The sequence below is a fragment of the Gordonia bronchialis DSM 43247 genome (assembly GCF_000024785.1).
GTDB classification, from domain to species: Bacteria; Actinomycetota; Actinomycetes; order Mycobacteriales; family Mycobacteriaceae; genus Gordonia; species Gordonia bronchialis.
On the sequence record NC_013441.1, the window covers coordinates 3,556,672 to 3,578,808 of the forward strand.

Here is a 22,137-nt window from a genome sequence, read left to right on the forward strand (position 1 = left end):
GATCCCCGACGATTTCGACACGCCACCACCCGACGACGAACTGGCCGCCTGGGAAGCGCGCGGGTGAGCGCCGTCCTGCTCGATACCAACGCTCTCCTGTGGCTCGTCACCGCGCCCGAGCGTATCGCCGCACCCGCGCTGTCTGTGCTCGAGAATCCGGTCAACGAATTGTTCGTCTCCGCGGCGTCGGCATGGGAGATCGCGATCAAGACCCGACTGGGACGCCTCGACGGCACCGGAATCCTCTCGAGCTGGACGGACATGCTCGACACCACGACCGCGCACGAACTCGCGATGGATTCGGCCGACGCGATCCTGGCAGGCCGACTGACGTGGGACGACCGCGACCCGTTCGACCGCATGATCGTCGCGCTGGCAACGCTGCGCGGACTGGCGATCGCCACCAGCGACCGAACCATCCGTGCAGCAGCGATGACACCGGTCATCGTCACCGGATAGTCCACCCGATCCAGGTCAGCGCCGAGGACTCCGCGCCCGGTCGCCGGCCGGCAGCCGGCCCGACCAGATGAGTGCCGCCGGCAGTCCGCCACCCAGGAGCAACAACAGCATCGTCGGAATCGCGAGACCGGTGTCGGAGGCCAGCAAGACGTCGCCACCGGGTCCGGGTACGGCTCCGACGAACACGCCGAGCACCCAGCCGGCGAGCGGTGCGAATCGCCACGCCGACGCCGTGTACCCGGCCGCCAGCCAGAGCAGCACACAGTTCGCCAAACCGGCGAGCACTGCGGCCACCGGCACCGCCACCCCGCCGAACCGCAGGTAGGCGAACGAGAGCGAGAGAACACCGATCACCACGCCGTCGACGACGAGCAGCGCGAGCATGATCCGGTCGATCGGGCGCATCAGCCGATTCCGTCGAACAGATCCGTCTCGCGGGGACCGGCCACCGCGGCCGCATCGACCCGGATGAAGTGCTCGTGGCCGAAAATCGGCTGAACGATGTTGTTGGACAAGGCGTATTCGGTTCCCGACGGTGCGACGGTCACCTGGGTGGCGTGCGCGGCGAGCGCGGCCACCTTGCGGTCGTACTGTGTCCGCACGTCGATCTCGGCGGTCACCATCGCGTCGGGGTAGCTGGGTAGTTCGCCCGGTCCGGGCATCCGCCAGCCATCGGGTACGCGGCGGGCCGCCGCCACGAGCCCGGCCTGCAGAGCGGAGTGTTCGGTGACCGACTCGTAGACCTTGATCTGTTCCGGCCTCGACGCCGCCACCCGGGCGAGCGCGGCCGCGGTGACCTCGTGCACGAGTTTGTGGTCGGGGTGGCCGTAGGTGCCCGCGCTGTCGTAGGTGATCACGACCTGCGGGGCGAAGGACTCGAGAATGTCGGTGAGGACCCCGACCGGTTCGTCGAAGCCGGCGTTGACCAGGGCGCGCGGATGTCGGGCCGCCGCCGATCCGGCCATACCCGAGTCACGCCAGCGTCCGGCGCCGCCCAGAAACCACGGCTGCACCGGGGAACCACCGGGCGGGCTGAGCGCGGCCAGCGCACCGGTGAGCTCGCCGATCCGGAAACCACCGAGCTGATCGGCACCACCGTCGGCGACCAGTTGCGCCCACCGGTCCCCGATCACCTCACCCTCCTCACCCAGCGTGAACGTCAGCACCCGGACGTCGACGCCCTCGTCGAGGTAGCGGGCGATGGTGCCGCCGGTCATGATCGTCTCGTCGTCGGGATGGGCATGCACCAGCAACATGCGCCGATCGCCGGCCGCGGATGCGCTCACCCGATGTCCCAGGTGCCGGCCGTACCGAAGATCGAGACCTGGATCGGCCCGGACACCGGCACACCGACGACGCTCGGGGTGGTTCCGGTGACCAGGGAGTCCTGGTAGAGCGGCAGGTAGATGGCCGCACCGGCGAGCAATGGCTCGGCGATGGTCAGCGTTTCCAGCGGGTCCTCCTGCGAGAGCGCCTGACGGGCCAGCTCGATCAGCCGGGCATCACACAGTCCCGAGATGTTGCTCGCGTAGCTGTTGTCCGCGTCCGCATCGCTCGGCGCGACGCTGGTCGGGGTCGGCGGCGTGCTCAGCGACGGTTCGGTGCCCGGCTTGGGCTGGTCGCAATCCACCTGGGAGGCCAATGACGCGGCCGGCGGGACACCCAGCCCGTTCCACCCGACGACGACGTCGACGCGCTGCCGGGTCAGGGCGGTGCCGTACAGCTCGCTGTTGGGCATGGTCAACACCTGGCCGCGGATGCCCGCACCGCGCAGCTGGTCGACGATGCTCGCGGCGGCCGCTGTGGACCGCGGATCACCGCTGACCGCTCCGACGCGCACGACGAGGTCCCGGCCGTCCTTCTGGTACGGGGCGATACCCGCGGGCAGCGGACGGATCTCGCCGTCCTCGGTCGCCCCCTTCGGAGTGGGCACACCCTTGCGGTACCCGGCCTCGGCGAGCAGCCCGCCGAGCTGCGCGGGGGTCGGCCGTGGTCGGTTCACCGGGGTGTAGCCGGGATCGGACGGCGCGAACACGGTGTTGGCGTACTGGGTGACCGACCAGTCCCCCGCGCCGGCGTAGGTCGTCAGTTGCGGGTCGACCAGCCCGAGGATCGCGCGGCGGACCGGCAGCGAGGCCATCGTCGTCGTCCGGGCGTTGATGCTGATGCCCAGCGACCGCGCACTCAGATTGCGCTGGATCGTGAGGCCGGGAACCGCGGCGAGTTGGGCCTGGGTGCCCGGTCCGGCACCGAGCGCGACGACCGACGAGTCACCCGACCGCACCGAATCGAGCATCTGCGAGGTACTGCCCGCGCGGCGCAGCACGATCTGATCCAGACGCGACGGCGTCACCCAGTAGCGGTCGTTGCGTGCCAGCCGCACCTCGTCGCGGGTGGTGTCGATGCCGACGATCGCAAACGGGCCGGCCGAGACGGGCTTGCCGCTGTCCATACCGGTCTGGAATCCGGCCGGCGCGCCCTTGAGCACGTGACTCGGCAGCAGGCCGGTGAACAGTTCGCGCCACGCCGGGTAGGGCTGCGCGAAGGTCACGTTGACGACCTTGCCGCCCTCCCGGGACTGCACCGAGTCGATCAGCCGATAACCGGCCGGCGCAACCACATTGGGTTGCCGTGACATCTGCTGCCACAGGTAGCTGAAGTCGTCACCGGTCACCGGCAGACCGTCGGACCACTGGGCGTCGGTGTGGATGCGGTAGATGACGGTGAACGGACGCTGCGAGGTCACCTCCGCCGAGGTGACGAAGTCCTTCTGCAGTTCCCACCGCACACCGTCGGGCGTCTGCACGGGCGCGAATGCGCTGGGCAGCGTCATCGCGGCGATCGCGGTGGTCACCGGGCTCTGATCGGCGGCGATATGCGGATTGAACCCCGCGCCGACGGAGTCCGTCGCGACGTAGACGGTCTTCGCGTTCGGGTACTCGGTGGGCGTCGGCAACGGACCGGTATCGCGAACCGGCGGCGGCGGATCCGCCGTACACGCCGACAGCGCCAGCGAGAATGCCACCGCCACGACGGCCAGCGACCACCACCGTCGAGCGCCGGTCCTCTTCCCGGAGCGGCGCGCCCGTGTCCTCGACCTCTCCGCACGCATATCGGTCACCCCCATACAGCCTGTCCTGCGCCGCCCGGGTCCTCGGGTGCGCGGCGCACTCGCACACCCTCGCCGGACCCTGTCGCGGCGATCAGCCCACCGCCGCGTCGCGCGTCTTCGCACGCGACCGCTCGCGGGCCCGGGTCGACGCATCGAGGTGAACCTTACGCACTCGCACCACCTCGGGTGTCACCTCCACGCATTCGTCTGCGGCGCAGAACTCCATCGCACCTTCGAGGTCGAGCTGCATCGGCTTGGCCAGCGTCTCCATGACGTCGGCCGACGACTGGCGCATGTTGGTGAGCTTCTTCTCGCGGGTCACGTTGATGTCGAGGTCCTCCTGACGCGGGTTGATGCCCACGACCATGCCCTCGTAGGTGTCGGCGCCCGGCTCGACGAAGAAGGTGCCGCGATCGGCCAGCTGGATCATCGCGAACGGGGTGACCGTGCCGGTGCGGTCGCTGACCAGCGAGCCGGTGTGGCGTGCCCGGATCTCGCCGGCCCATGCGTCGTAGCCGTGGAAGACGGCGTTGGCGATACCGGTGCCGCGGGTCTCGGTGAGGAAGTCGGTGCGGAACCCGATGAGGCCGCGCGAGGGCACGATGAACTCCATGCGCACCCAGCCGGTGCCGTGGTTGTTCATGTGTTCCATCCGGCCCTTGCGGGCGGCGAGCAGCTGCGTGACGGCGCCGAGGTATTCCTCGGGGACGTCGACGGTCAGATGCTCGAACGGCTCGTGCACCTTGCCGTCGACCTTGCGGGTCACCACCTGCGGTTTGCCGACGGTGAGTTCGAAGCCCTCACGCCGCATCTGCTCCACGAGGATCGCCAGCGCCAGTTCGCCACGGCCCTGCACCTCCCACGCGTCGGGGCGACCGATGTCGAGGACACGCAGGGACACGTTGCCGATGAGCTCGGTGTCCAGACGCTGCTTCACCATGCGCGCGGTCAGCTTGTGACCGGACACCCGTCCCGCCAGCGGCGAGCTGTTGGTGCCGATGGTCACCGAGATGGCCGGCTCGTCGACGCTGATCCGCGGCAACGCCACCGGGTTCTCGAGGTCGGCGAGGGTGTCGCCGATCATGATCTCGGGCATACCCGCGACCGCGACGATGTCGCCGGCGACCGCCATCTCCGCCGGGGCGCGGTCCACGCCGACGGTGGCCAGCAATTCGGTGATCTTGGCGCGCTCCACAACCGCTTCACCGTCCACTTCACGACACCACGACACCTGCTGGCCCTTGCGCAGGGTGCCGTTGTGGATGCGGACCAGAGCGAGACGACCCAGGAAGGCCGACGCGTCGAGGTTGGTCACATGCGCCTGCAGCGGTGCCTCCGGGTCGCCCTTGGGCGCCGGCACGTGCTCGAGCAGGACGTCGAAGAAGGGGTCGAGGTTCTCCCCGGCCGGGACCTCACCGTCGGCTGGCTGCTCGGTGCTCGCGATACCGGCCCGGCCCGACGCGTAGAGAACGGGCAGTTCGAGGGCGAGTTCGGCGGCCTGCGCGGCCTCGTCGTCGAGGTCAGAGGCCAGGTCGAGCAGCAGGTCCTGACTTTCGTCGACGACCTCCTGGATGCGGGCGTCCGGGCGGTCGGTCTTGTTGACCACCAGGATCACCGGCAGCGACGCCGCGAGCGCCTTGCGCATGACGAAACGGGTCTGCGGCAGCGGTCCCTCGGAGGCGTCGACGAGGAGCACCACACCGTCGACCATCGACAGGCCGCGTTCCACCTCGCCGCCGAAGTCGGCGTGGCCAGGGGTGTCGATGACGTTGATGACGACCTCGGTGCCGTCGGGCTGACGCCGGTGCACCGCGGTGTTCTTCGCGAGGATCGTGATGCCCTTCTCGCGTTCGAGGTCACCGGAGTCCATCACCCGGTCGACGAGTTCGGCGCGTTCGCCGAAGACGCCGGACTGTCGGAGCATCGCGTCGACCAGGGTGGTCTTCCCGTGATCGACGTGCGCGACGATCGCGACATTGCGGAAATTGGGGGCAGCGGTCACTGGTTCTCTTTCGTGGATACGGCTGTGGCGGAGACTGGTGGCGGGGTCTGATCGGCATGACGTCGACGGCATGAAGTACCGACGCCACCGATCACCTGTGCATTCTCAACCAATCAGGGTATCGGGTCACCCGGTGAGAGCGCGATCACAGCACCCTTCTGGCGCGTGCTAGCCTGCCGCACATGGGCAAGGTCAATCCGGCCAAGGTGGGCTCGATGACCCCCAAAAAGAAGTGTTGTCGCTCGTCGAAGCGGTGTGTGCGCTGTCCTGTGGTGGTCAATCGGATGCGCAAGCTGGACACCTCGGACATGTCCCGCAAGCAGCTGGGCAAGGCGTTGAAGAAGGCTCGCGCGTCCTGAGCTTCGCCGAGGGCACCGCGTTTCCCCGCCGACAGCGGGTCAGCCGGGGTTCGGTGGCCCCTCGTCGTGCACGCCGCGGGCCTGAACCCCCACCGCGGCGGCGACCGCGACGATCCCGGCGAATTCGGCGGCATGCGGGACCTGAAGCAACGCCAGGAACCCGACAACGGCCGCGGTCACCGGCAGCAGCGCCAGCAGGATCGCGAATCGGGCCCGCCCGACCCGCCGCAGGATCACCTGGTCGAGGGCGTAGGGCACCGCAGTCGAGAGCAGGCCGAGCGCGAGGCCGATCCCGAGCAGACCGAGGGTTGGCGCGTCGGCGTCGAAGGCTGGCCGCAGGCCGATCGCCAGCGGCGAGGTCAGCACCGCCGCGACCAGGAACCCGGTTGCCAGGTCCTCCATACCCGAACCGCGCTGGGCCACCGCCTTTCCCAGCAGGATGTACCCCGACCAGCACGCGGCGGCGGTCAACGCGAAGCCCACACCGGCCGGCGAACCCGACCAGCGCACATCGACGATGAGCAGCACGCCCACGATCACCAGTCCCAGCGCCGCGACGTCACGTCGGCTCCGCGAACCCACCGCGGCCACCACGATCGGACCGAGGAACTCCAGTGCGACGGTAGTGCCCAGGGGCAGCCGGTCCAGCGCCTCGTAGAAAGCGATGTTCATCGCCGCGGTGATCACCCCGAACGAGCCGGCCAGCGCCAGCCGGTGCCCCGTGAACGCCGAGCGGCCGGGACGAACCCAGGCCATCAGAACCAGCGCCGCGCCCGCGATCCGCATCCAGGCCACCGCCGACGGTCCGAGCCGGTCGAACAGGACCACCGCCAGGGCGGCGCCCAGGTACATCGACACCCCACCGGTCAGCATCAGGGCGGGCGCGACCCACACCGACGAAGGAGTCCGCTGCGACGCCATCAGCCGATCACGGCAACCCGAGAACCATTGAGGCACACCGTGACGACGTCACCGACAGCCGGCAGCCCGGAGGTCATCACCTCGATCTCGCCGATGCCGGTCGCGACGCGGGCCAGGCGACCCGCCGGCAGGTCCGCGACGGTGAGCACGGTGGCCGCAACGCCGTCACCGGCCCCCGCGCCCAGTTCCACCGAGTCCGCCCGCAGCCCGATCCGATGATGTCCGTCGGCGACGTCGAGCCGCACCGAACCGAGGTCGGTGCTCGCCGTCGCGTCGACGACGTCCGCGTCGATGATGGTGCGGCACCCCAGGAATCGTGCCGTCCACTCGTCGGTCGGCTGCTGCCACAGATCCCGCGGGGATGCGGTCTGCACGATCACGCCCGCCCGCATGACCGAGATCTCGTCGGCCATCAACGCTGCCTCGGTGTGGTCGTGGGTGACGACGATGGTGGGTGTCGCGGTCTCCCGGACGATGGCGGCGATGTCGAGGGCCAGCTGGTCGCGTAGGCCACGGTCGAGGGCGGCGAGCGGCTCGTCGAGGAGCAGCAGACGCGGCCGCGGTGCCAGGGCTCGGGCGAGCGCCACCCGTTGTGCCTGTCCGCCGGAGAGTTCACCGACGCGACGATCGGCGAAACCCGGCAGGTCCACCAGGTGCAGCATCTCCTCGACACGTTCGGCGATCCGCGCCCGCGGCCATCGCCGCATCCGCAGTCCATAAGCGATGTTCGCCGCGACGGTCCGCCCGCCGAACAGTTGCCCATCCTGGAAGACCACGCCGAAGTCGCGCCGGTGCACCGCGACGTCGGCCAGGTCCTCCCCGTCGAACCGGATATGCCCGCGCGCAAGGGGTTCCAGGCCGGCGATGGCGCGAATCAGCGTCGATTTTCCGCATCCGGACGGGCCGAGTAGCGCACTCACCACCGGCCCGACCCGCCAGCGCAGTCCGTCGACCGCGGCCTCGGTGCCGTAGCGGACGGTGACGTCGTCGAGGTCGAGGAGCATCAGATCAGCACCCCGTTGCGCGGCCGGAACACCTCGACGCCGATCACCGCGATCGTCGTCGCGATCACCAGGATCATCGACGCCGCCATGGCGGTCGCCAGGTTGTCGGCTCCCGGACGACTCAATTCCGAGCCGATCAGGACCGGCAGCGTGGTGGTGTCCGCGCGACGCAGGAAGGTCGCCGCACCGAATTCACCGAGTGCCATGACGAACGCGAAACCCGCTGCGGCGCCCAGTGATCGGCCGATAATGGGCAGGTCCACGTCGACGAAGACACGCACCGGTCCGGCGCCGAGTGACGCCGCCGCGTCCCGTAGCCGCGGCGGAATGGATTCCAGCGCGGGCACCATCACCCGGATGACCAGCGGTGTCGCGATCAGCGCCTGCACGCACGGGATGACCGCGGGCGACGCCGCGATCTCGTACGGCATCGAAGCCAGGACGATCAGATAGCCGAAACCCAGTGTGACCGCGCTGATTCCGAGCGGAAACATCGCGATGACGTTGCCGGCTGCCCGGACCGGACCCCGGGACCGGTGCAACGCCAGGGCGGCCAGTACGCCGACGACCAGCGCGATGACCATCGCCAGCAGAGCGGTCGTCAGCGAGTACCGCAGGGTGTCCAGCGGCGTGATCCCGTTGACCGGGCGGCCCAGTGCGCGATATCCGGCGAGTGTCCAGTCGCCACCCGCCACCGGTCGCACCGACCGGATCGCGAGGACCACCAGCGGGCCGAGCAGGGCCACCGCCGTCCAGATCCACGCGAGGAGACTCGCCACCCGAACCCCGATGCCCCGCATCATGTTTCGGTCCGGGCCGAACACACCCGCCGAGCCCGTCCCGGCCGGGTCGGTGAACACGCGGGCCAGGATCAGCGCCGCGACGACGACCACGATCTGCAACATGGACAGGACCACCGCCTCCGGAATCCGGAAGTAGCCGATCGCCTGGGCGTAGATCTCGGTCTCCAGAGTGCGCAGCTGACCCGCGCCGAGGATGATGACCACGCCGAAGCTGGTGGAGCAGAACAGGAACACCAGCCCGCAGGCTCCCGCGATCGCCGGCAGCAGACGGGGCAGCACGACCGTCCGGAACGCGCGCAGGCGCCCGGCGCCCAAGGTGCGTGCGGCGTCGACGACCCGCGGGTCCAGTGAGCGCCACGCCGCCCCGACCACGCGCACCATCACCGCCGCATTCAGGAAGGCGTGCGCCAACACCACTGCACCGAGCCCGGATCCGATTCCGAGAAACCCCAGCGGACCGTCGAGCAGCGCACGGAACGTCACGCCCACCACGACGGTCGGCAGCACGAACGGAACCGTCACGACGACGGCGAGGATCAGTGCGGCCGTCCCACCGACTCGCGCATACAGCCAGACAATCGGGATGGCGACGACCAGCGCAACCAGCGTCGAGGCCGCCGCCTGCCCCAGAGTCATGCCGAGAAGTTCGAAAGCCTGTGTGCGCTGCAGCATTCCGGGCAAGTCACCGACCGACGACCCGCGCATACCCCGGCGGATCAGGGCGATCAGCGGCCAGGCGAACAACACCGCGATGAACACCGCCGGCACCAGCCGCAGTGCCACCGCTCCCGCGCCGCGCCCGATGCGCGCCGGTGTCACCGCCCCACAGCGGTACGCCACTGGTCCTGCCACTTCTCGGCGTTCGCCGCGATGTACTCCGGCGGCAGGCTCACCCGCCAGGCGGGCACCGGTGCCCGCTGCTGCCAACCGTCGGGCAGCGGTGTGCCGTTCTGCACCGGATAGACATACATCGAACTCGGCAGTTCCTTCTGCACCGTCTGGCTCAGCATGAAGTCGACGAGCTTGCGCGCACCGTCCGGATTGCGAGTGCCCTTGAGGATGCCGATGTACTCGACCTGTCCGAAGCAGCTGTCGAGCAACGCACTCGTGCCGGGCTGCGCGGCCGGCGACGACGCGTAGGACACCACGATCGGCTTCGGGCCGTGGCCGGTTCCGCCGGAGAACTGGTGCTCGTAGGCGTCGGTCCAGTCACCGGAAATCGTTGCCCCGCCGGCGACGACGGTCTTCCAGTAGTTCTGCCATCCGTCGCCGAGCACACCGATCGTGGTCAGCAGGAACGCCATACCGGGCGACGACGTCCGCGGGTCGAGGAGCACGGACTGCGCGGCGAACGTCGGGTTGGTGAGATCCCGGAAGCCCGTGGGCGGTGTGGCGCGACGGTCGGCGTACCAGGTGTCGTCGATGTTGAGGCATACGTCGCCCCGGTCCACCGCGGTCAGCTGATCGGCGGCACCCGGTATCGCGTACCGGGCGGCACCGTCGGCGGCGGCCGGTGGCGCATACGGTTCCAGCGCCCCGGCGTTGATCGCGCGGGAGGCGAGGGTGTTGTCGATGCCGTACACCGCGTCGGCCTTGGGCGAGCCGGGGGTGAGCGCCACCGTGGACGCCAGCTGGCCGGCATCCCCGGACTTGATGATCTTGAGAGTGAGCCCGGTCTGCTGCCGGAACGTGTCGAACACCGACTCCGGGAGTGCGAAGGAGTCATGGGTGAGCAGAGTGACCTCCGCACCCGACTGTGCGTCGTCGGCGCAAGCCGTCAGGCCGGTCACGGCCAGCACGGCGGTCGCGGCCATGATCATCGCGCCGCGCGCGGCCCGACCGGCGCGAACCCGGATGTACCCGTCGCTCATCAGACTCCTCCACGTAACGTGCCCCCACCGTCTACCGATCTAACCAGCCGTGCGGCTACCTGCACGACCTAGGCGCAGCCCGGTCACATAAGTAACAATTGCATCAATAACCTCAATAATCACAGCAACAACGTGGCACCTCTCTGGACAGTGAGCGTCGGCGGGTGCATACAATGACTCGCGACAACCCTCGGCCGGGTCCGCCATGTCAGGCGAACCGAAGCCGACGCTCCCCCGAACGTCCGGCGCCGATCGACCTCGAGCAGGTCTGGTGCCCCGACCGATAGGACAGACACCAGTGCGTTTCCCCGGGCTGCCCAGCCTGCGAACCGGCCGCGTCAACCGGTCCCGCGGGGCACGGATCGTCACCGCAACCGCCGCAGTCGCCGCCGCGTTCTCCCTGGTCCTGCCGGCCGCCGCCCACGCCGCGCCCGCGCCCCAGACACCCAAGGTGGACCAGCGCGTCCTGGACTCCCTCGGCGCCTTCGCACCGGCGATCATCGGTTCGGTTGCCACACCCGGCCCGGACGGCAAGATCAATGCCGGGCTGCTGCAGCAGGCCAAGACCATGGCCGCCACGCCGGGCCTGCCGCCGCAGGTGACCGCGATCTGGCAGTCGGTCATCGACTTCCTCGGCGAACCCGGACAACGCGTGGTGGCCCGCGAACTCCGTGCCGCCGAGCGCAAGCCAGGCGATCCGGAGATCCCGCAGGGACCCAACAAGCCGCGGATTCAGGAATTCCTGTATCCGACACTCGGTTTCGGTTGCATGGGTCCGGGCGGCAACTCTCTCGGCCGTGCCCTGGTGACCGCCGGCCCGCAGCAGGCACCGGCTCCCGGCCCGCGCCGTGGCGAGGCCGGATACGTCTACACCAGCCTCGGCACCGGCCCGGCGATCACCAACCCGGCGCGCAAACTCTGGGTGAGCTGGCTCAACATCGACACCGGCCGCACCGGCCAGACGCAGCTCAAGCGCAACCCCAAGATCAACGTCAAGGAGGGTCCGGGCACCTTCACCGCGATCGCCCGCACCGGCAAGGGTCGCGTCATCTCGACCATCTACGGCGACGTGACCACCAAGACCAAGGGTCGCGTGATCTCCTGCGGCATCGTGCCGACCATCGGTCTGGCCATCGTCTGACACTTTTCTCCATCGCGACACCCCGGCCGAACGGTCGGGGTGTCGTTGTTGTTGGTGGAGGGCGACGCTTCGGGACCGAGGATGATGGCTCGGTGATCTCCCGACGGTCGCACGCATGTCACAGCTCGGACTCACGACTTGCCGCGCACCGTGCGGCCGTGCTTCTTTTAACTTGAACAACATCTGTCACACCCGCCCCATGGGTCACGGGCGGGTTGTCTGGTTGAAGGAGACGTCATGTACAGCTGGTCGCGCCGATTCATGTCGGGGAGAGAATCGCACATCGGGTCCGTCGGGCGTCGCCGTGCCGTGCGCACGGGCGTGGCCGGGCTGGCCCTCACCGTGGCCGCCACCGTCGTACTGCCGCTTGCCGGTGGGGTTTCCGACGCCGATGCCGAACCGCTGATCCCACCCAATTCCCTGACGATGGAAGGCATCCCGTTCGATTCGGAGCTCGCCGCAGCGGTCCGCATGCTCAAGGCCGCGGGCGTGGACCAGATGGCGATGCAGGCGGCACAGGCTGTTCTGGACGCCACCGGAAAGCTGTCTCCGCAGGACATCGTCGACCGCGTCGGACAGCTGCCGCTCTCCAGCGCAGCGCGTACCCGTCCGGTTGCCACCACCGACCCGACCGCACTGCTCAAAGCGCTCGGCATCCAGACCCTCACACCGTCGGTGGCACCGTTCTGCGCCACCCCCACCGCCGACAACCCGCTCGGCCTGGTGACCGGCGGCGCCGGTGCCGTATCGGGACCGTGGCCGATGAAGCAGGACCCCCTGCAGCAGTTGGCGCCGATCCTCACCCTGATCCCCGGGGTCAAGCTGCCGGAGAAACTCAACCTGGTGGACAAGGGTGAAACCGCCTACGCCTTCGTCCCCGCGACGACCACCTTGGGCACCGGGGGCAAGATGCAGGTGGCGTGGTTCAACACGACCACGCTCCAGGGAGGCTTCGCCGACCTCGCACCCGTGACCGACAAACGCACCCTCACCGTCCTTCCCCTGCTGTCCGGCGTGCGACTGGCGCCGGTGAAGACCGGAAGCGGCACCATCTTGTCCGCGGTCTTCGGTACGGCACAGGTCGGTTCGGCCACCTGCGTCTTCCTGCCCGCCGTCGGCGTGGTCACTGCGTGAGGCTTGCGTCCGGTCACAGCGAAGAGCGAGGACGCCTACGCCGGGTGATCGCCGTGGGCCGTCGGCCGAGCACGGGCCGGGTCGCCGCGTTCGCGGTCGCCGCCGCGGCGGCCACCATCTGCGGAGCCCGCGGACCGCGGCGAGCGGCGGAGATCACCAAGCCGATCCCGATCGCGCTGCTCGCCCTCGAGGTCGCCCGCGGCACCCGGCAACGCCGCGCCGCGGACAGCCTCCTGCTGGCCGGTGTGATCGGCGCATCGGCCGCCGGTGACCGCCTCATGCTGCTCGAGGAGTTCGAGACCGAACCCGACGCCAAGGACCGCCATCTTCGTTGGGGTGCAACGCTGTTCGCCGCCGCACAGCTCTGTTACATCGCGTCGATGTGGCGGGCGGGTGCGCGGCCGGACGTGTACCTGTTGGCACCGCGACTGGCACTGCTCGGCGAATCGGCCGTCGTGATGGCGCGCCATCGGCCACGACTCCTGCCCGTCCTGGGACCGTACGGTCAGACGCTGGCGACGATGTCGGCGCTGGCCGCGGACCTCGATCGGCCACAGCCACGGATGCGGGCGGGTGGCTGGCTGTTCCTCGCCTCCGACCTGACGATCCTCAACCGCCGCCATCTGCTGGACGATCCCCGTTCGCGCACGGTCGCCGAGGCCTGGGTGCTGGCCAGCTACTTCGCCGCTCAGGGACTACTGGTCACCGGACTCGATCAGCTCACGCGTCGGGCGTGACGCGCCGGCTCAACCGGCTTTGCGGCCACCGGCACCGGGCAGCACCGCGGACAATCGGTCGGCGACGCCGTCCATCTCCTCGAGTTCCAGCCCCTTGGTCTCCTCGACCTTGCGCAACACGAACACGAACGATGCCGCCGCGCAGAAGGCGAAGAAGCCGTACACCACTCCGAGACCGAGGTTCTCCGACACCGGCGGGAACAGCATGGAGATGGTGAAGTTCGCGATCCAGTTGGCCGCGGTGCACACGCCGAGCGCCACGCCGCGCAAGCGGTTGGGGAACATCTCACCGAGCATCACCCACATCACCGGCCCCCAGGTCGCGGCGAAGAACACGACGAACAGGTTGGCGCCGATCAGCGCGATGACACCCCAGGGGTCGGCCAGCGTCAGGCATTCCTTGGTGGTGTTGCCCGCCGTGCACATGACATCGCCGACGCTGCCCGATTGCTTGTAGGTCGCCTGCGTGAACGCCACACAGGCCATGAGCAACCCGACGAACATGCCGACGGACCCGGCGAGCAGCAGCTTCTTGCGGCCGATACGGTCGACGAAAAGGATGGCCACGAAGGTCATCGCGACGTTGATGACAGCGGTGATGACCGAGGTCTGGAACGACGCGCTCTCGCTGAATCCGACGGACTGCCACAGCGTCGTCGAGTAGTAGAAGATCGCGTTGATGCCGACGAACTGCTGAAAGATGGCCAGCCAGATGCCGATCCACACCAACGGGTGCAGACCGAAGGAGTGGCCGCGGATGTCGCGCACCGATGCCGACGACTCCCGCTTGACCGTCAGTTTGATCTCTTTGACCCGCTCGAGCGGATGCGCCTCGCCGGTCACCTCCTGCAGGATGCGTGCCGCCTCCTCGTCGCGGTTGCGGCCCACCAGGTATCGCGGCGACTCCGGGATCGTCAGTGCCAGAAGGCCGTATACGACGGCCGGGATGACGCCGACGAGGAACATCCAGCGCCATGCCTCGAGTCCGAACCACAGTTCGGACGACGCGGTGCCGGCGGCGTCGGCGAGCAGAGCGTCGGAGAGCAGCGCCGCGAAGATTCCCAGGGTGATGGCGAGTTGCTGCATGGAGGCCAGCGCACCGCGATAGCGGGCCGGGGCGATCTCCGAGATGTAGGCGGGCGCGATCACCGACGCGATGCCGATACCGATGCCGCCCAGCACGCGCCAGAGGAGCAGGTCCCACACGGTCACCGTGAAGCAGGTTCCGATCGCCGAGACCACGAAAAGCACTGAGCCGAGCAGCATCACACGCTTGCGGCCCCAGACGTCGGCGAGCCGGCCGGCGAACCAGGCACCCAGCGCGCAGCCGAGCAGCGCGATGGCCACCGCGAAGCCGGTGAAGAAGCTGTTCAGGCCGAAGGTGTCCTCGATGGAATCGACGGCTCCGTTGACCACCGAACTGTCGAAACCGAACAGGAATCCGCCGACCACCGCGGCGATACTGACGCCGATGACCTTGGCCGTATGTTGTTCGGCCACTTCACGCTGATGTGCTTCCGACATGACGTGGACCTCGCCGTCCGCGGTCTCGGACTTCCCGCGAACCGGAAAGACGCAGTGCCCTTCAGGCTACTCACGCCGCGTCGTCGTCATGGCGACCTTGCGAATCGGCGTTTCGCCGGCCGACTGACGAGGTCGCGCAGCTCAGGCGGTCGCCCGTCCCCCACAGGTCGAGTACTGCGGATTGACCATCGGCACAAAGGCCATCGCGCCGATCTTCTGGTGAATGCGGAAGACCACCGGACCCGAGCCGGGATGCAGATCTGCCTGCCAGCGCACCGACGGCGCACGACCCGGGACCGTCACCGAGCCGGTGCGTCCGGTCCGCAGATTGCGCCAGGTGACCCTGACCTCGGCGCTGTACTCGAGCGCCTGGGGCTTGGTGAGGCTGTAGCCGATCAGCGAGATGGCCGGCCCGGGCAGCCCGTCGGCGGGGAACCGGATCTGGTTGAAGACGTCGACGCGCACCGGCAGCGGCCCCAGCGGCCACGGATTGGCGCTGCCGCACTTGAGTGTGGTGACCAGATTGGGTTCGGTGTACTCGGGGATCGCGCGCGCCTGCCCGCTTCCCGCAAGGGCGGCGACGGCCGCGATCAGCACACCGATCACGATCCCGATCGATCGTGTCCGCATCCGACGATTGCTATCCACCCCGTGAACCATGGAAGGAGTGTAGAAGGTCGTAGGCGCGGATCGGGCCGGGTCTGGGAGACTTGGCCCATGGCGAAACTGCAGATTGCCCAGGACGAAGCCGCCGACGAGCTGTTGTCCACCGACCCGTTCGCGCTGCTCACCGGCATGTTGCTCGATCAGCAGTTCCCGATGGAACGCGCCTTCGCCGGGCCGGCGAAGATCCGGGACCGCTTCGGCAACATCGACCCCGCCGAGATCGCCGACGCCGACCCGGACGCATTCGCCGACCTGTGCGCCACCCCGCCCGCCATCCATCGGTACGGCCGGTCGATGGCAGGTCGGGTGCAGGCGCTGGCCCGCGTCGTCACCGATGAGTACGGCGGCGACGCATCCCGTATCTGGACCGAGGCCACCTCGGGCGCCGATCTGCTGGCCCGGGTGCAGGCGTTGCCCGGATTCGGTGAGCAGAAGGCGAAGATCTTCACCGCGCTGGTCGCCAAGCAACTCGGCGTGACCCCGGCCGGCTGGACCAAGGTGGTCGGCGACTACGGCAAGAAGGGTTACCGGTCGGTGGCCGACGTGACCGATCCGGAATCCCTGCAGAAGGTGCGGGACTTCAAGAAGGCGGCCAAGGCCCGCGCCAAGGAAGCCGGTTCCCAGCGGGTGGGCAAATAACCTAGGGTCGGCTCATGAGTCAGAGTTCGTCGCACCTGCCTGCGGCCCGCCAAGGCGCCGACGCCGGGCGTGCCCTCGTCGAGGTTCCGTTCCGACTGGGTTTTGCGATCACCGGCGTCGTCCTGACGGCCGCGGAGTCGGCGGTGACCATCGCCCGCATCACCGCGAACAGCGTTCAGCACGAACTGAATCAGGCGATCGGCCTCGAGGGCGACGAGCTGGGCAGCGCCCGCACCCCGCTGGCCCTGCTGAGCCAGCTCGCCGAGCTGCTGGGCCCGGACCGTCCCTTCGGTCGCATCCTCGCCGCGGGTGGGCCACTCGAGCGGCTGCTCAACCCGGACGGGGTGATCGATCGCCTGACCGCCAAGGACGGCCTGTTGGAGAAGTTGACCGAGCCGGGCGGTCTCCTCGATCAGATGGCCGAGGATGGCGGCATCCTGGTCCGGCTGACCGCCAAGGACGGCCCGCTCGACCGCCTCACCCGCAAGGGCGGGGTGGTCGATCAGTTCACCGAGAACGAGGGCATCCTGGAGCGGCTGACCTCCGAGGGCGGGATCGTCGACAAGCTCACCGCACCCGACGGCGTGCTCGAGAAGGTGACCGCCCCCGGCGGCGTCCTGGACCGCCTCGCCGACGACGGCGGCCTGCTCGACCAGTTGGTCGGCGAAGGTGGCGCCGTGGAACGGGCGATCGCGCCCGGCGGCCCCCTCGATCGCATCAGCGAACTCACCGAGGTGATCGGCCAGCTCGCACCGACGCTGCTGGCCATGCAGGACACCGTCCACGAACTCGGTGAGACCGTCGACCTGCTCAACCAGACCGTCGCTCCGCTCGGCGGCCTCGCCGACCGGCTGCCCAAGCGCCTCACCCGCGCCAAAGGGTCGGGCGGCGCCGGCCACGGCGAACTCCCGCCGGGCGAGCGCAACGGTTATCCGCAGTCCTAAGTGGTTGCTCCGGTGGGACCACTGAGCTCGAATCGGTGGACGCTACGTCTCCGAGCCTGAACCGGGCCGCAGCGCGGCACCCACGTCAGTGATCGCGTCGGCCAATAGCCCTGCGTAGCGATCGACGTCCGGCATCACCGCGGGTGACGTGGTCACCGACAGAGCGACCGCGGTGCCGAGGCCGTGCACACCGTGGGTGAGCCCCTGAGCCGGGGACAGCGCCGGAAACCCGGTGCTGAACAACACTTTTCCGTCATCCTCGGCGTCGCCGATCGCGAAGTCGGCGGCACCGCGGTCGACGGAGGAGACGACCGTGATCCCGATGACCGTGGTCGGCCGGCGGGTCGGATCGAACTGGCGCAGTCCCCAGTGCGTCAGCAGCGGGGGCGTCGCCGCGCTCGCCTGCCGCGATGCACGGCGGGCGGGATCGGCGCCGGCCCGCCGGGCCGCGGCGATCCCATCGGCGATCCGGCGGGCACGGTCGCGCAGATCGCCCACATCGGTGTGCAGGTCGACACCGGTGTTGCGAAAGTTGTTGCGCGCCTCGGTCTCTGTGTCAGCGCCGATCGTGAGTTCGACGCCATAGGACCGATCGGGGTCGTCGAGATAGGCGGGCAGGGCGATCGAGATCGCGGTGAGAGCGGCCACGGTCACGCTGACGCCACCACCGGTCAGGTCCGCCCGGTCGACGACGAGCACGCGCAACGCTCGTCCGGCGTCCGGCTGCTCGTTGAGTGGACTCGGCGCGTAGCCCGGTGCCGTCGGCCCCCAACGGGTCGACAACCGCCAGGCGTACAGGCCGCGAGCGACCATCTCGGTGACCTGCAACGGAATTCGTGACAATCCCCAGACACTTGCGGCGATGCACGTGACCCCACGATGCACACCGGAGTCGCGGCGCAGGGCGCCGATCGGCTCGGGCGGCGCGGTGAACAACCGGCGCGCGATCTGCGCGGTGCGACGACCGTCGCCGAGTGCGTGTGCGATCTGCAACACCACAACAACGGCTCCGCCGTCACACCGCGGCGCGCCGGTCAGCGGACCGCAGACGTGCAGACGCCAGGCCGCGGCACTGGGCACCAGTTGGTCGGCCATCAGACCGGCGATATGCGTCAGGCACTCGGACCACGTCGACACCTCGGTGTGGGTACGGATTTGGCCGGCGTCGGGGTTGCGGGGAACCCAGTACGGGCGGTCGATGGTGCCGGGCAGGTCCAGGACAGCCAGGCGGAGGTCGTCGACGTGCCGGGCCTGCATGAGCAGCCGTTCGGCGATGGCGTCGAGTGAAAGTTGCGGCTCGGCAAAGCAATACACCACGAACTGGTCGTTGGAAATCGCCGACGCCGTCCAGTACGACATCGCGTCGGCAAAGGCGAGTCGCTGCATCACACCATCAGACCATGCGCCGCATACGACCACGCGGCGCGGGAAGCGTCCATTCCCGCGCCGCGTGTCGCCGAGGCGAACTCAGTTGCCGGTGAGCTTGTCCTTGATCTTGCCGGCGGCGTCCTTGACGTCCTCGACGCCATCCTTGATCGCCGAGGAGATCTGGTCGCCCTTGCCCTCGTTCTTCAGCTGGTCATCGCCGGTGGCCGATCCGGCGGCCTCCTTGGCCTTGCCGCCGAGATCCTCGGCCTTGTTCGAGATCTTGTCGTCGAGTCCCATGATGTTGTTTCCTCTCATTCTTCGGTTGTGCCGCGCCACACCAGCGGGGCGCGACGCCCATTCGGATCCTGATGGACCCGAAAAGCTTTCGGCCGCGACTTAGGCGGGTCAGCCTCGCCGGTTCTCCAGATGTACGAGCGCCTGGACGTGCAGATCCGAGCCGGGAACGGCCTTCCTGATGCTCTCCACGGCATCGCCGAGGACGCCGGCGATCTCGGCATAGGAGCGCGTCGGCCGGGCCGTGACGGTCAGCCGGATCAGTTTGCGCGCACGATCGTCCGTTGCCTTGACCGACACCTGGTCGAACATCGTGTGGCCGGCGAGGTCGTCGGCCACCGCGGCCGCGATCAATTTGGGAGCCACGGTGAGCGTGCCGCCGGCACCGCTGCCGTCCAGCGTGAGGTCGTCGACCCGACCGGGCCGGATCACCGAGGTCACCAGCCGCCAGCCCCAACAGAAGGCGATGATCGCCACTGCCACGAGCACCCACGGCCACCAGTCGGTCTCCACGAATCGAAGCACGGCACCGGCGTCGATACGCTCGACCCAGCCGGCGACCGGCGCGACGTCGGCCCGCCACAGGATGGCACCCAACCCCACGACCAGGCACAGCAGACCGACGATTGCGACCGAAACACGGTGCCACACCGCAGGTATCCGGTTCATGCGGCCACCCCTTTCACGTTGTGGGCACTGCGGCGCCGACGGCGGGTCAGGCGCACCTTGGCCGTCATCCGTCGATCCACTCCGGCCAGTACATGCTCGACGGCATGCACGACGTCGGCTCGACTCACCGCGTCGTCCCGGGTAGTGACGGTGACCCTGGCGCGCCGGCGACCGACGACCGTCGTCGCATTCTCGACGCCGGGCAGGTCGGCCACCACGGCACTGCAGCGTCGGGCGACATCGCCGGGTCGGGTCCACATGACCTCGTAGCCGGCGAGACTGATGTGAGTGCGGCGACGCGGTTTGACCGCGATCCACAGCATCACGAGGCCCGCCACCACCAGCCCGATCGCTGCCGGCCACATCCACTCCCACCAGGAGATATCGGCGATCCAGTCGGCGGCACTGTGCAGCCATTCGGCACCGTCGAGCCACCCGATGTGCACCAGCAGGTCGCGGACCGCGATCACCGCCACACCGAACAGCGCGACGCCGACGAAGGTTCCGGCGACCGCAGCACCGGGAGTGGTTGCCGGGACGAACACCGTGCCGCCGCTGATGTCGGCGGTCTTGTCGACCGTCGGCTTCGCCGTCGGCGCTTCGGTTGTCGCGGCGGGCGATGCTGTCGAGGTCGTCGAGTCGGTATCGTCTTGTAATCCGCTGGTCGTCATCGCTTCTCCCCTTCTCCATCGTCACCCTCGGTGGACGGGTCGGCGGGCGGGTTCGGAAGGTCAACGAACCCGGACCGTCGCCGTCGGCTCGCTTCTCGGGAAAGTATCTGCGCCACTGTCACATCCACGCGCGAGGGACGAAGGCCGGTCAGCCGTGCCAGTTCGTCCGCGACATGTGTCCGGACCCGGAGACAGACGTCGGTCACCGCACACGGCCATTGCAGGGCCACCGTGATCGCCACCCGCGGAGCGGCTTCGGACATGTCGACACTCGCCTGCGGATAGTCCGAACCCACCAGGGCCCGCCCGGGGGAACTCCCCCCGAGAAGCGAACCGACCGTGCCCTGATACTGCACCACGCCGTCGATGTCGAGAGCCGCAGCGGCAGCGATCTTCTCGCCGACCCGATCGGCGATCACCAATCCCCCGCGCGGATCATCGATCGCCGGAGCCGCCGTCGCGGCCGTCGCGGTGTCGATGGTGCCGACGCCGCGTTCGACGGTCGCCGGCTCAGCCACGGTTACGGCTCCGCAACAGCGCACCGAGGTCGATCGTTCCGTCGCGCTGCAGGCCCAAAGCAAGGCCGATACCACCGAGCAGCACGGCCAGGACGAACCCGCCGAAGCCGCCGGTGGTGGCGGCGATCGCCAGTAGCAGTCCTACCAACAATCCTAGAGTTGCGTTGTTGTTCATCGACTTTCACCTCGTGTTCGATCGACAATGCTCGACCCGCCGGGGGCGGCGGTGTAGGTATCGCGCTCGCCGGCGGTCTCGGTTGCGCGCGAGATGTCCTCGACGGTCACGTGCAGCGGAAAGCCGGCGACCTCCTCACCGGCCCGGCGGGCTGCGGTCGCGACCGCGCGCAGGTCACTGGTGAGGTCGACGATGATGTGCACCTCGCCGGACTCGTCGTCGAGGGCCACACCGCTCACCCGGCCTCCGGGCAGGTAGGTGGCCACCTCGCCGAAGAGACCCCCGTGTAGTCCGGTGACACCGGGTACGGCCAGCACGGCGGCCGCCACCTGCTCGGCCACCGAACCCCCGTCGGCTGAGGTCGCCGCACCGGCGACGTCCGCCGAGGCGGAGTCGTCACCGGTGCTGACCTCGTCGTTGGTCGACATCACTGCACGCGCGGGGTCTCGGAACCGGAATCGTCGTCGTCGAAGCTGATGTCGTGAACCGTGACGTTCACCTCGGTCACCTCGAGTCCGGTCATCTGCTCGATCGCGGAGATGACGTTGCGCCGGATTGCGGCAGCGAGTCGGTGGATGGCGACGCCGTAGTCGGCGACGATCGAGACGTCGACGGCCGCCTGCCGCTCGCCCACCTCCACGGTGATGCCCTGGGTGGTGCTGGCGGTGGTGCCGGGCAGCACGTCGCGCACCTTGCCGACGACGCGCTCGGTTGCGCCACCCAGATCGTGGACACCGTCGACCTCACGGGTGGCGATACCGGCGATCTTGGCGACAACGGTGTCGGCTATCGAGGTACGCCCGCGGTCACCGGCGCCTGACTCGTCGCGTCGTGCCAGCGCTCGACCCTTGGCGGTGGTCGCTTCCGCGCCCGCAGGAGGGGCATCGGTCGGGTCAGCGGCCTTCGTGGTGGTTGTGGTCTCGGACACCTGCGAACTCCTTCGTTCGTCGTATTCGCTTGCCGTCTTCTGTTGTTCGTTCGCATCAGCGCGAACTCCACGGCACACGGCGTCATGCCGATTGTCGATCCCGCATCTCCTCCGCGGTCCGTGTATAGAGTCAGTCGTAGTGAACACGAAAAGCGCACGCGTAAATTTACGTGATTCAGACCACAGCGGCGGGCTTGT

Annotated in this window: 25 protein-coding genes; 7 read left to right on the top strand and 18 right to left on the bottom strand. The window is 68.8% G+C overall.

The features are described from left to right. The first annotated feature begins 63 nt into the window (after positions 1-63). Positions 64-459, top strand: coding sequence for a type II toxin-antitoxin system VapC family toxin (locus GBRO_RS16565; RefSeq protein ID WP_012835046.1), 396 nt, complete (start codon positions 64-66; stop codon positions 457-459). A 15-nt stretch (positions 460-474) separates the two neighbouring features. Here GBRO_RS16565 and GBRO_RS16570 read toward each other — a convergent pair whose 3' ends face one another. The 4 genes from GBRO_RS16570 to typA form a co-directional block, all read right to left on the bottom strand. Beyond that, positions 475-864, bottom strand: coding sequence for a hypothetical protein (locus GBRO_RS16570; RefSeq protein WP_012835047.1), 390 nt, complete (start codon positions 862-864; stop codon positions 475-477). Then, positions 864-1,715, bottom strand: coding sequence for an N-acetyl-1-D-myo-inositol-2-amino-2-deoxy-alpha-D-glucopyranoside deacetylase (gene mshB / locus GBRO_RS16575; protein ID WP_012835048.1), 852 nt, complete (start codon positions 1,713-1,715; stop codon positions 864-866). Before mshB ends, GBRO_RS16570 begins: the two co-directional genes overlap by 1 nt. Positions 1,716-1,741: 26 nt before the next feature. Further along, positions 1,742-3,586, bottom strand: coding sequence for an ABC transporter family substrate-binding protein (locus GBRO_RS16580; protein WP_012835049.1), 1,845 nt, complete (start codon positions 3,584-3,586; stop codon positions 1,742-1,744). 76 nt (positions 3,587-3,662) lie between these two features. Further along, positions 3,663-5,573, bottom strand: a complete 1,911-nt coding sequence (gene typA, locus GBRO_RS16585; RefSeq protein WP_012835050.1) for a translational GTPase TypA — start codon at positions 5,571-5,573, stop codon at positions 3,663-3,665. A 182-nt stretch (positions 5,574-5,755) separates the two neighbouring features. Here typA and GBRO_RS26370 point away from each other — a divergent pair, with 182 nt between their 5' ends. Beyond that, complete coding sequence (locus tag GBRO_RS26370; protein ID WP_012835051.1) at positions 5,756-5,932, top strand: hypothetical protein; 177 nt, start codon at positions 5,756-5,758, stop codon at positions 5,930-5,932. A gap of 39 nt (positions 5,933-5,971) precedes the next feature. Here the strand turns inward: GBRO_RS26370 and GBRO_RS16590 are convergent, their stop codons facing one another. From GBRO_RS16590 to GBRO_RS16605, 4 genes are read right to left on the bottom strand one after another with little or no spacing between them, the layout of a single operon-like run. After that, complete coding sequence (locus GBRO_RS16590) at positions 5,972-6,853, bottom strand: EamA family transporter (RefSeq protein ID WP_012835052.1); 882 nt, start codon at positions 6,851-6,853, stop codon at positions 5,972-5,974. After that, a complete protein-coding gene (locus GBRO_RS16595) occupies positions 6,853-7,857 on the bottom strand; it encodes an ABC transporter ATP-binding protein (protein ID WP_012835053.1) in 1,005 nt (334 codons plus the stop codon). Before GBRO_RS16595 ends, GBRO_RS16590 begins: the two co-directional genes overlap by 1 nt. After that, entirely contained in the window at positions 7,857-9,479 is a 1,623-nt protein-coding gene (locus GBRO_RS16600) for an ABC transporter permease (protein WP_012835054.1), read from the bottom strand. The genes GBRO_RS16595 and GBRO_RS16600 overlap by 1 nt, the downstream gene beginning before the upstream one ends. After that, positions 9,476-10,531 carry a thiamine ABC transporter substrate-binding protein gene (locus GBRO_RS16605; protein ID WP_012835055.1) on the bottom strand — a complete coding sequence of 352 codons (1,056 nt, stop codon included), beginning with the start codon at positions 10,529-10,531 and terminating at the stop codon, positions 9,476-9,478. The genes GBRO_RS16600 and GBRO_RS16605 overlap by 4 nt, the downstream gene beginning before the upstream one ends. A 298-nt stretch (positions 10,532-10,829) precedes the next feature. Between GBRO_RS16605 and GBRO_RS16610 the strand changes: the two genes are divergently transcribed. From GBRO_RS16610 to GBRO_RS16620, 3 genes are all read left to right on the top strand, one after another. After that, on the top strand, positions 10,830-11,672 hold the full coding sequence (locus tag GBRO_RS16610) for an Rv1157c family protein (RefSeq protein WP_012835056.1): 843 nt from the start codon (positions 10,830-10,832) through the stop codon (positions 11,670-11,672). A 237-nt stretch (positions 11,673-11,909) separates the two neighbouring features. After that, entirely contained in the window at positions 11,910-12,806 is an 897-nt protein-coding gene (locus GBRO_RS16615) for a hypothetical protein (protein ID WP_012835057.1), read from the top strand. A gap of 44 nt (positions 12,807-12,850) precedes the next feature. Next, positions 12,851-13,543, top strand: a complete 693-nt coding sequence (locus GBRO_RS16620) for a lysoplasmalogenase (RefSeq protein WP_012835058.1) — start codon at positions 12,851-12,853, stop codon at positions 13,541-13,543. 9 nt (positions 13,544-13,552) lie between these two features. Here the strand turns inward: GBRO_RS16620 and GBRO_RS16625 are convergent, their stop codons facing one another. Both GBRO_RS16625 and GBRO_RS16630 read right to left on the bottom strand, forming a co-directional pair. After that, positions 13,553-15,067 carry a sugar porter family MFS transporter gene (locus GBRO_RS16625; protein WP_012835059.1) on the bottom strand — a complete coding sequence of 505 codons (1,515 nt, stop codon included), beginning with the start codon at positions 15,065-15,067 and terminating at the stop codon, positions 13,553-13,555. 141 nt (positions 15,068-15,208) lie between these two features. Next, entirely contained in the window at positions 15,209-15,697 is a 489-nt protein-coding gene (locus tag GBRO_RS16630; protein ID WP_012835060.1) for a hypothetical protein, read from the bottom strand. Between the two features lie 87 nt (positions 15,698-15,784). Between GBRO_RS16630 and GBRO_RS16635 the strand changes: the two genes are divergently transcribed. Both GBRO_RS16635 and GBRO_RS16640 read left to right on the top strand, forming a co-directional pair. Then, the gene (locus GBRO_RS16635) at positions 15,785-16,372 is read left to right on the top strand and encodes an HhH-GPD-type base excision DNA repair protein (RefSeq protein WP_012835061.1); all 588 of its coding nucleotides are present in this window, start codon (positions 15,785-15,787) and stop codon (positions 16,370-16,372) included. 14 nt (positions 16,373-16,386) lie between these two features. Next, complete coding sequence (locus tag GBRO_RS16640; protein ID WP_012835062.1) at positions 16,387-17,316, top strand: hypothetical protein; 930 nt, start codon at positions 16,387-16,389, stop codon at positions 17,314-17,316. Between the two features lie 42 nt (positions 17,317-17,358). Here the strand turns inward: GBRO_RS16640 and GBRO_RS16645 are convergent, their stop codons facing one another. The 8 genes from GBRO_RS16645 to GBRO_RS16680 all read right to left on the bottom strand — a co-directional run bounded on the left by GBRO_RS16645 (position 17,359) and on the right by GBRO_RS16680 (position 21,939). Continuing rightward, positions 17,359-18,702 (bottom strand): hypothetical protein, encoded by a 1,344-nt coding sequence (locus tag GBRO_RS16645; RefSeq protein ID WP_012835063.1) that lies wholly within the window; start codon positions 18,700-18,702, stop codon positions 17,359-17,361. Positions 18,703-18,783: 81 nt separating this feature from the next. Then, positions 18,784-18,981, bottom strand: a complete 198-nt coding sequence (locus GBRO_RS16650) for a CsbD family protein (RefSeq protein WP_012835064.1) — start codon at positions 18,979-18,981, stop codon at positions 18,784-18,786. A gap of 108 nt (positions 18,982-19,089) precedes the next feature. Further along, positions 19,090-19,647, bottom strand: coding sequence for an Asp23/Gls24 family envelope stress response protein (locus GBRO_RS16655; protein WP_012835065.1), 558 nt, complete (start codon positions 19,645-19,647; stop codon positions 19,090-19,092). Next, on the bottom strand, positions 19,644-20,318 hold the full coding sequence (locus tag GBRO_RS16660) for a DUF6286 domain-containing protein (protein WP_012835066.1): 675 nt from the start codon (positions 20,316-20,318) through the stop codon (positions 19,644-19,646). The genes GBRO_RS16655 and GBRO_RS16660 overlap by 4 nt, the downstream gene beginning before the upstream one ends. Further along, complete coding sequence (locus GBRO_RS16665) at positions 20,315-20,836, bottom strand: Asp23/Gls24 family envelope stress response protein (RefSeq protein WP_012835067.1); 522 nt, start codon at positions 20,834-20,836, stop codon at positions 20,315-20,317. The genes GBRO_RS16660 and GBRO_RS16665 overlap by 4 nt, the downstream gene beginning before the upstream one ends. Beyond that, complete coding sequence (locus tag GBRO_RS16670) at positions 20,829-21,011, bottom strand: hypothetical protein (RefSeq protein ID WP_012835068.1); 183 nt, start codon at positions 21,009-21,011, stop codon at positions 20,829-20,831. The genes GBRO_RS16665 and GBRO_RS16670 overlap by 8 nt, the downstream gene beginning before the upstream one ends. Next, the gene (locus GBRO_RS16675; protein WP_012835069.1) at positions 21,008-21,439 is read right to left on the bottom strand and encodes a hypothetical protein; all 432 of its coding nucleotides are present in this window, start codon (positions 21,437-21,439) and stop codon (positions 21,008-21,010) included. Before GBRO_RS16675 ends, GBRO_RS16670 begins: the two co-directional genes overlap by 4 nt. After that, positions 21,439-21,939, bottom strand: a complete 501-nt coding sequence (locus GBRO_RS16680) for an Asp23/Gls24 family envelope stress response protein (protein WP_012835070.1) — start codon at positions 21,937-21,939, stop codon at positions 21,439-21,441. Before GBRO_RS16680 ends, GBRO_RS16675 begins: the two co-directional genes overlap by 1 nt. Positions 21,940-22,137: the final 198 nt, after the last annotated feature.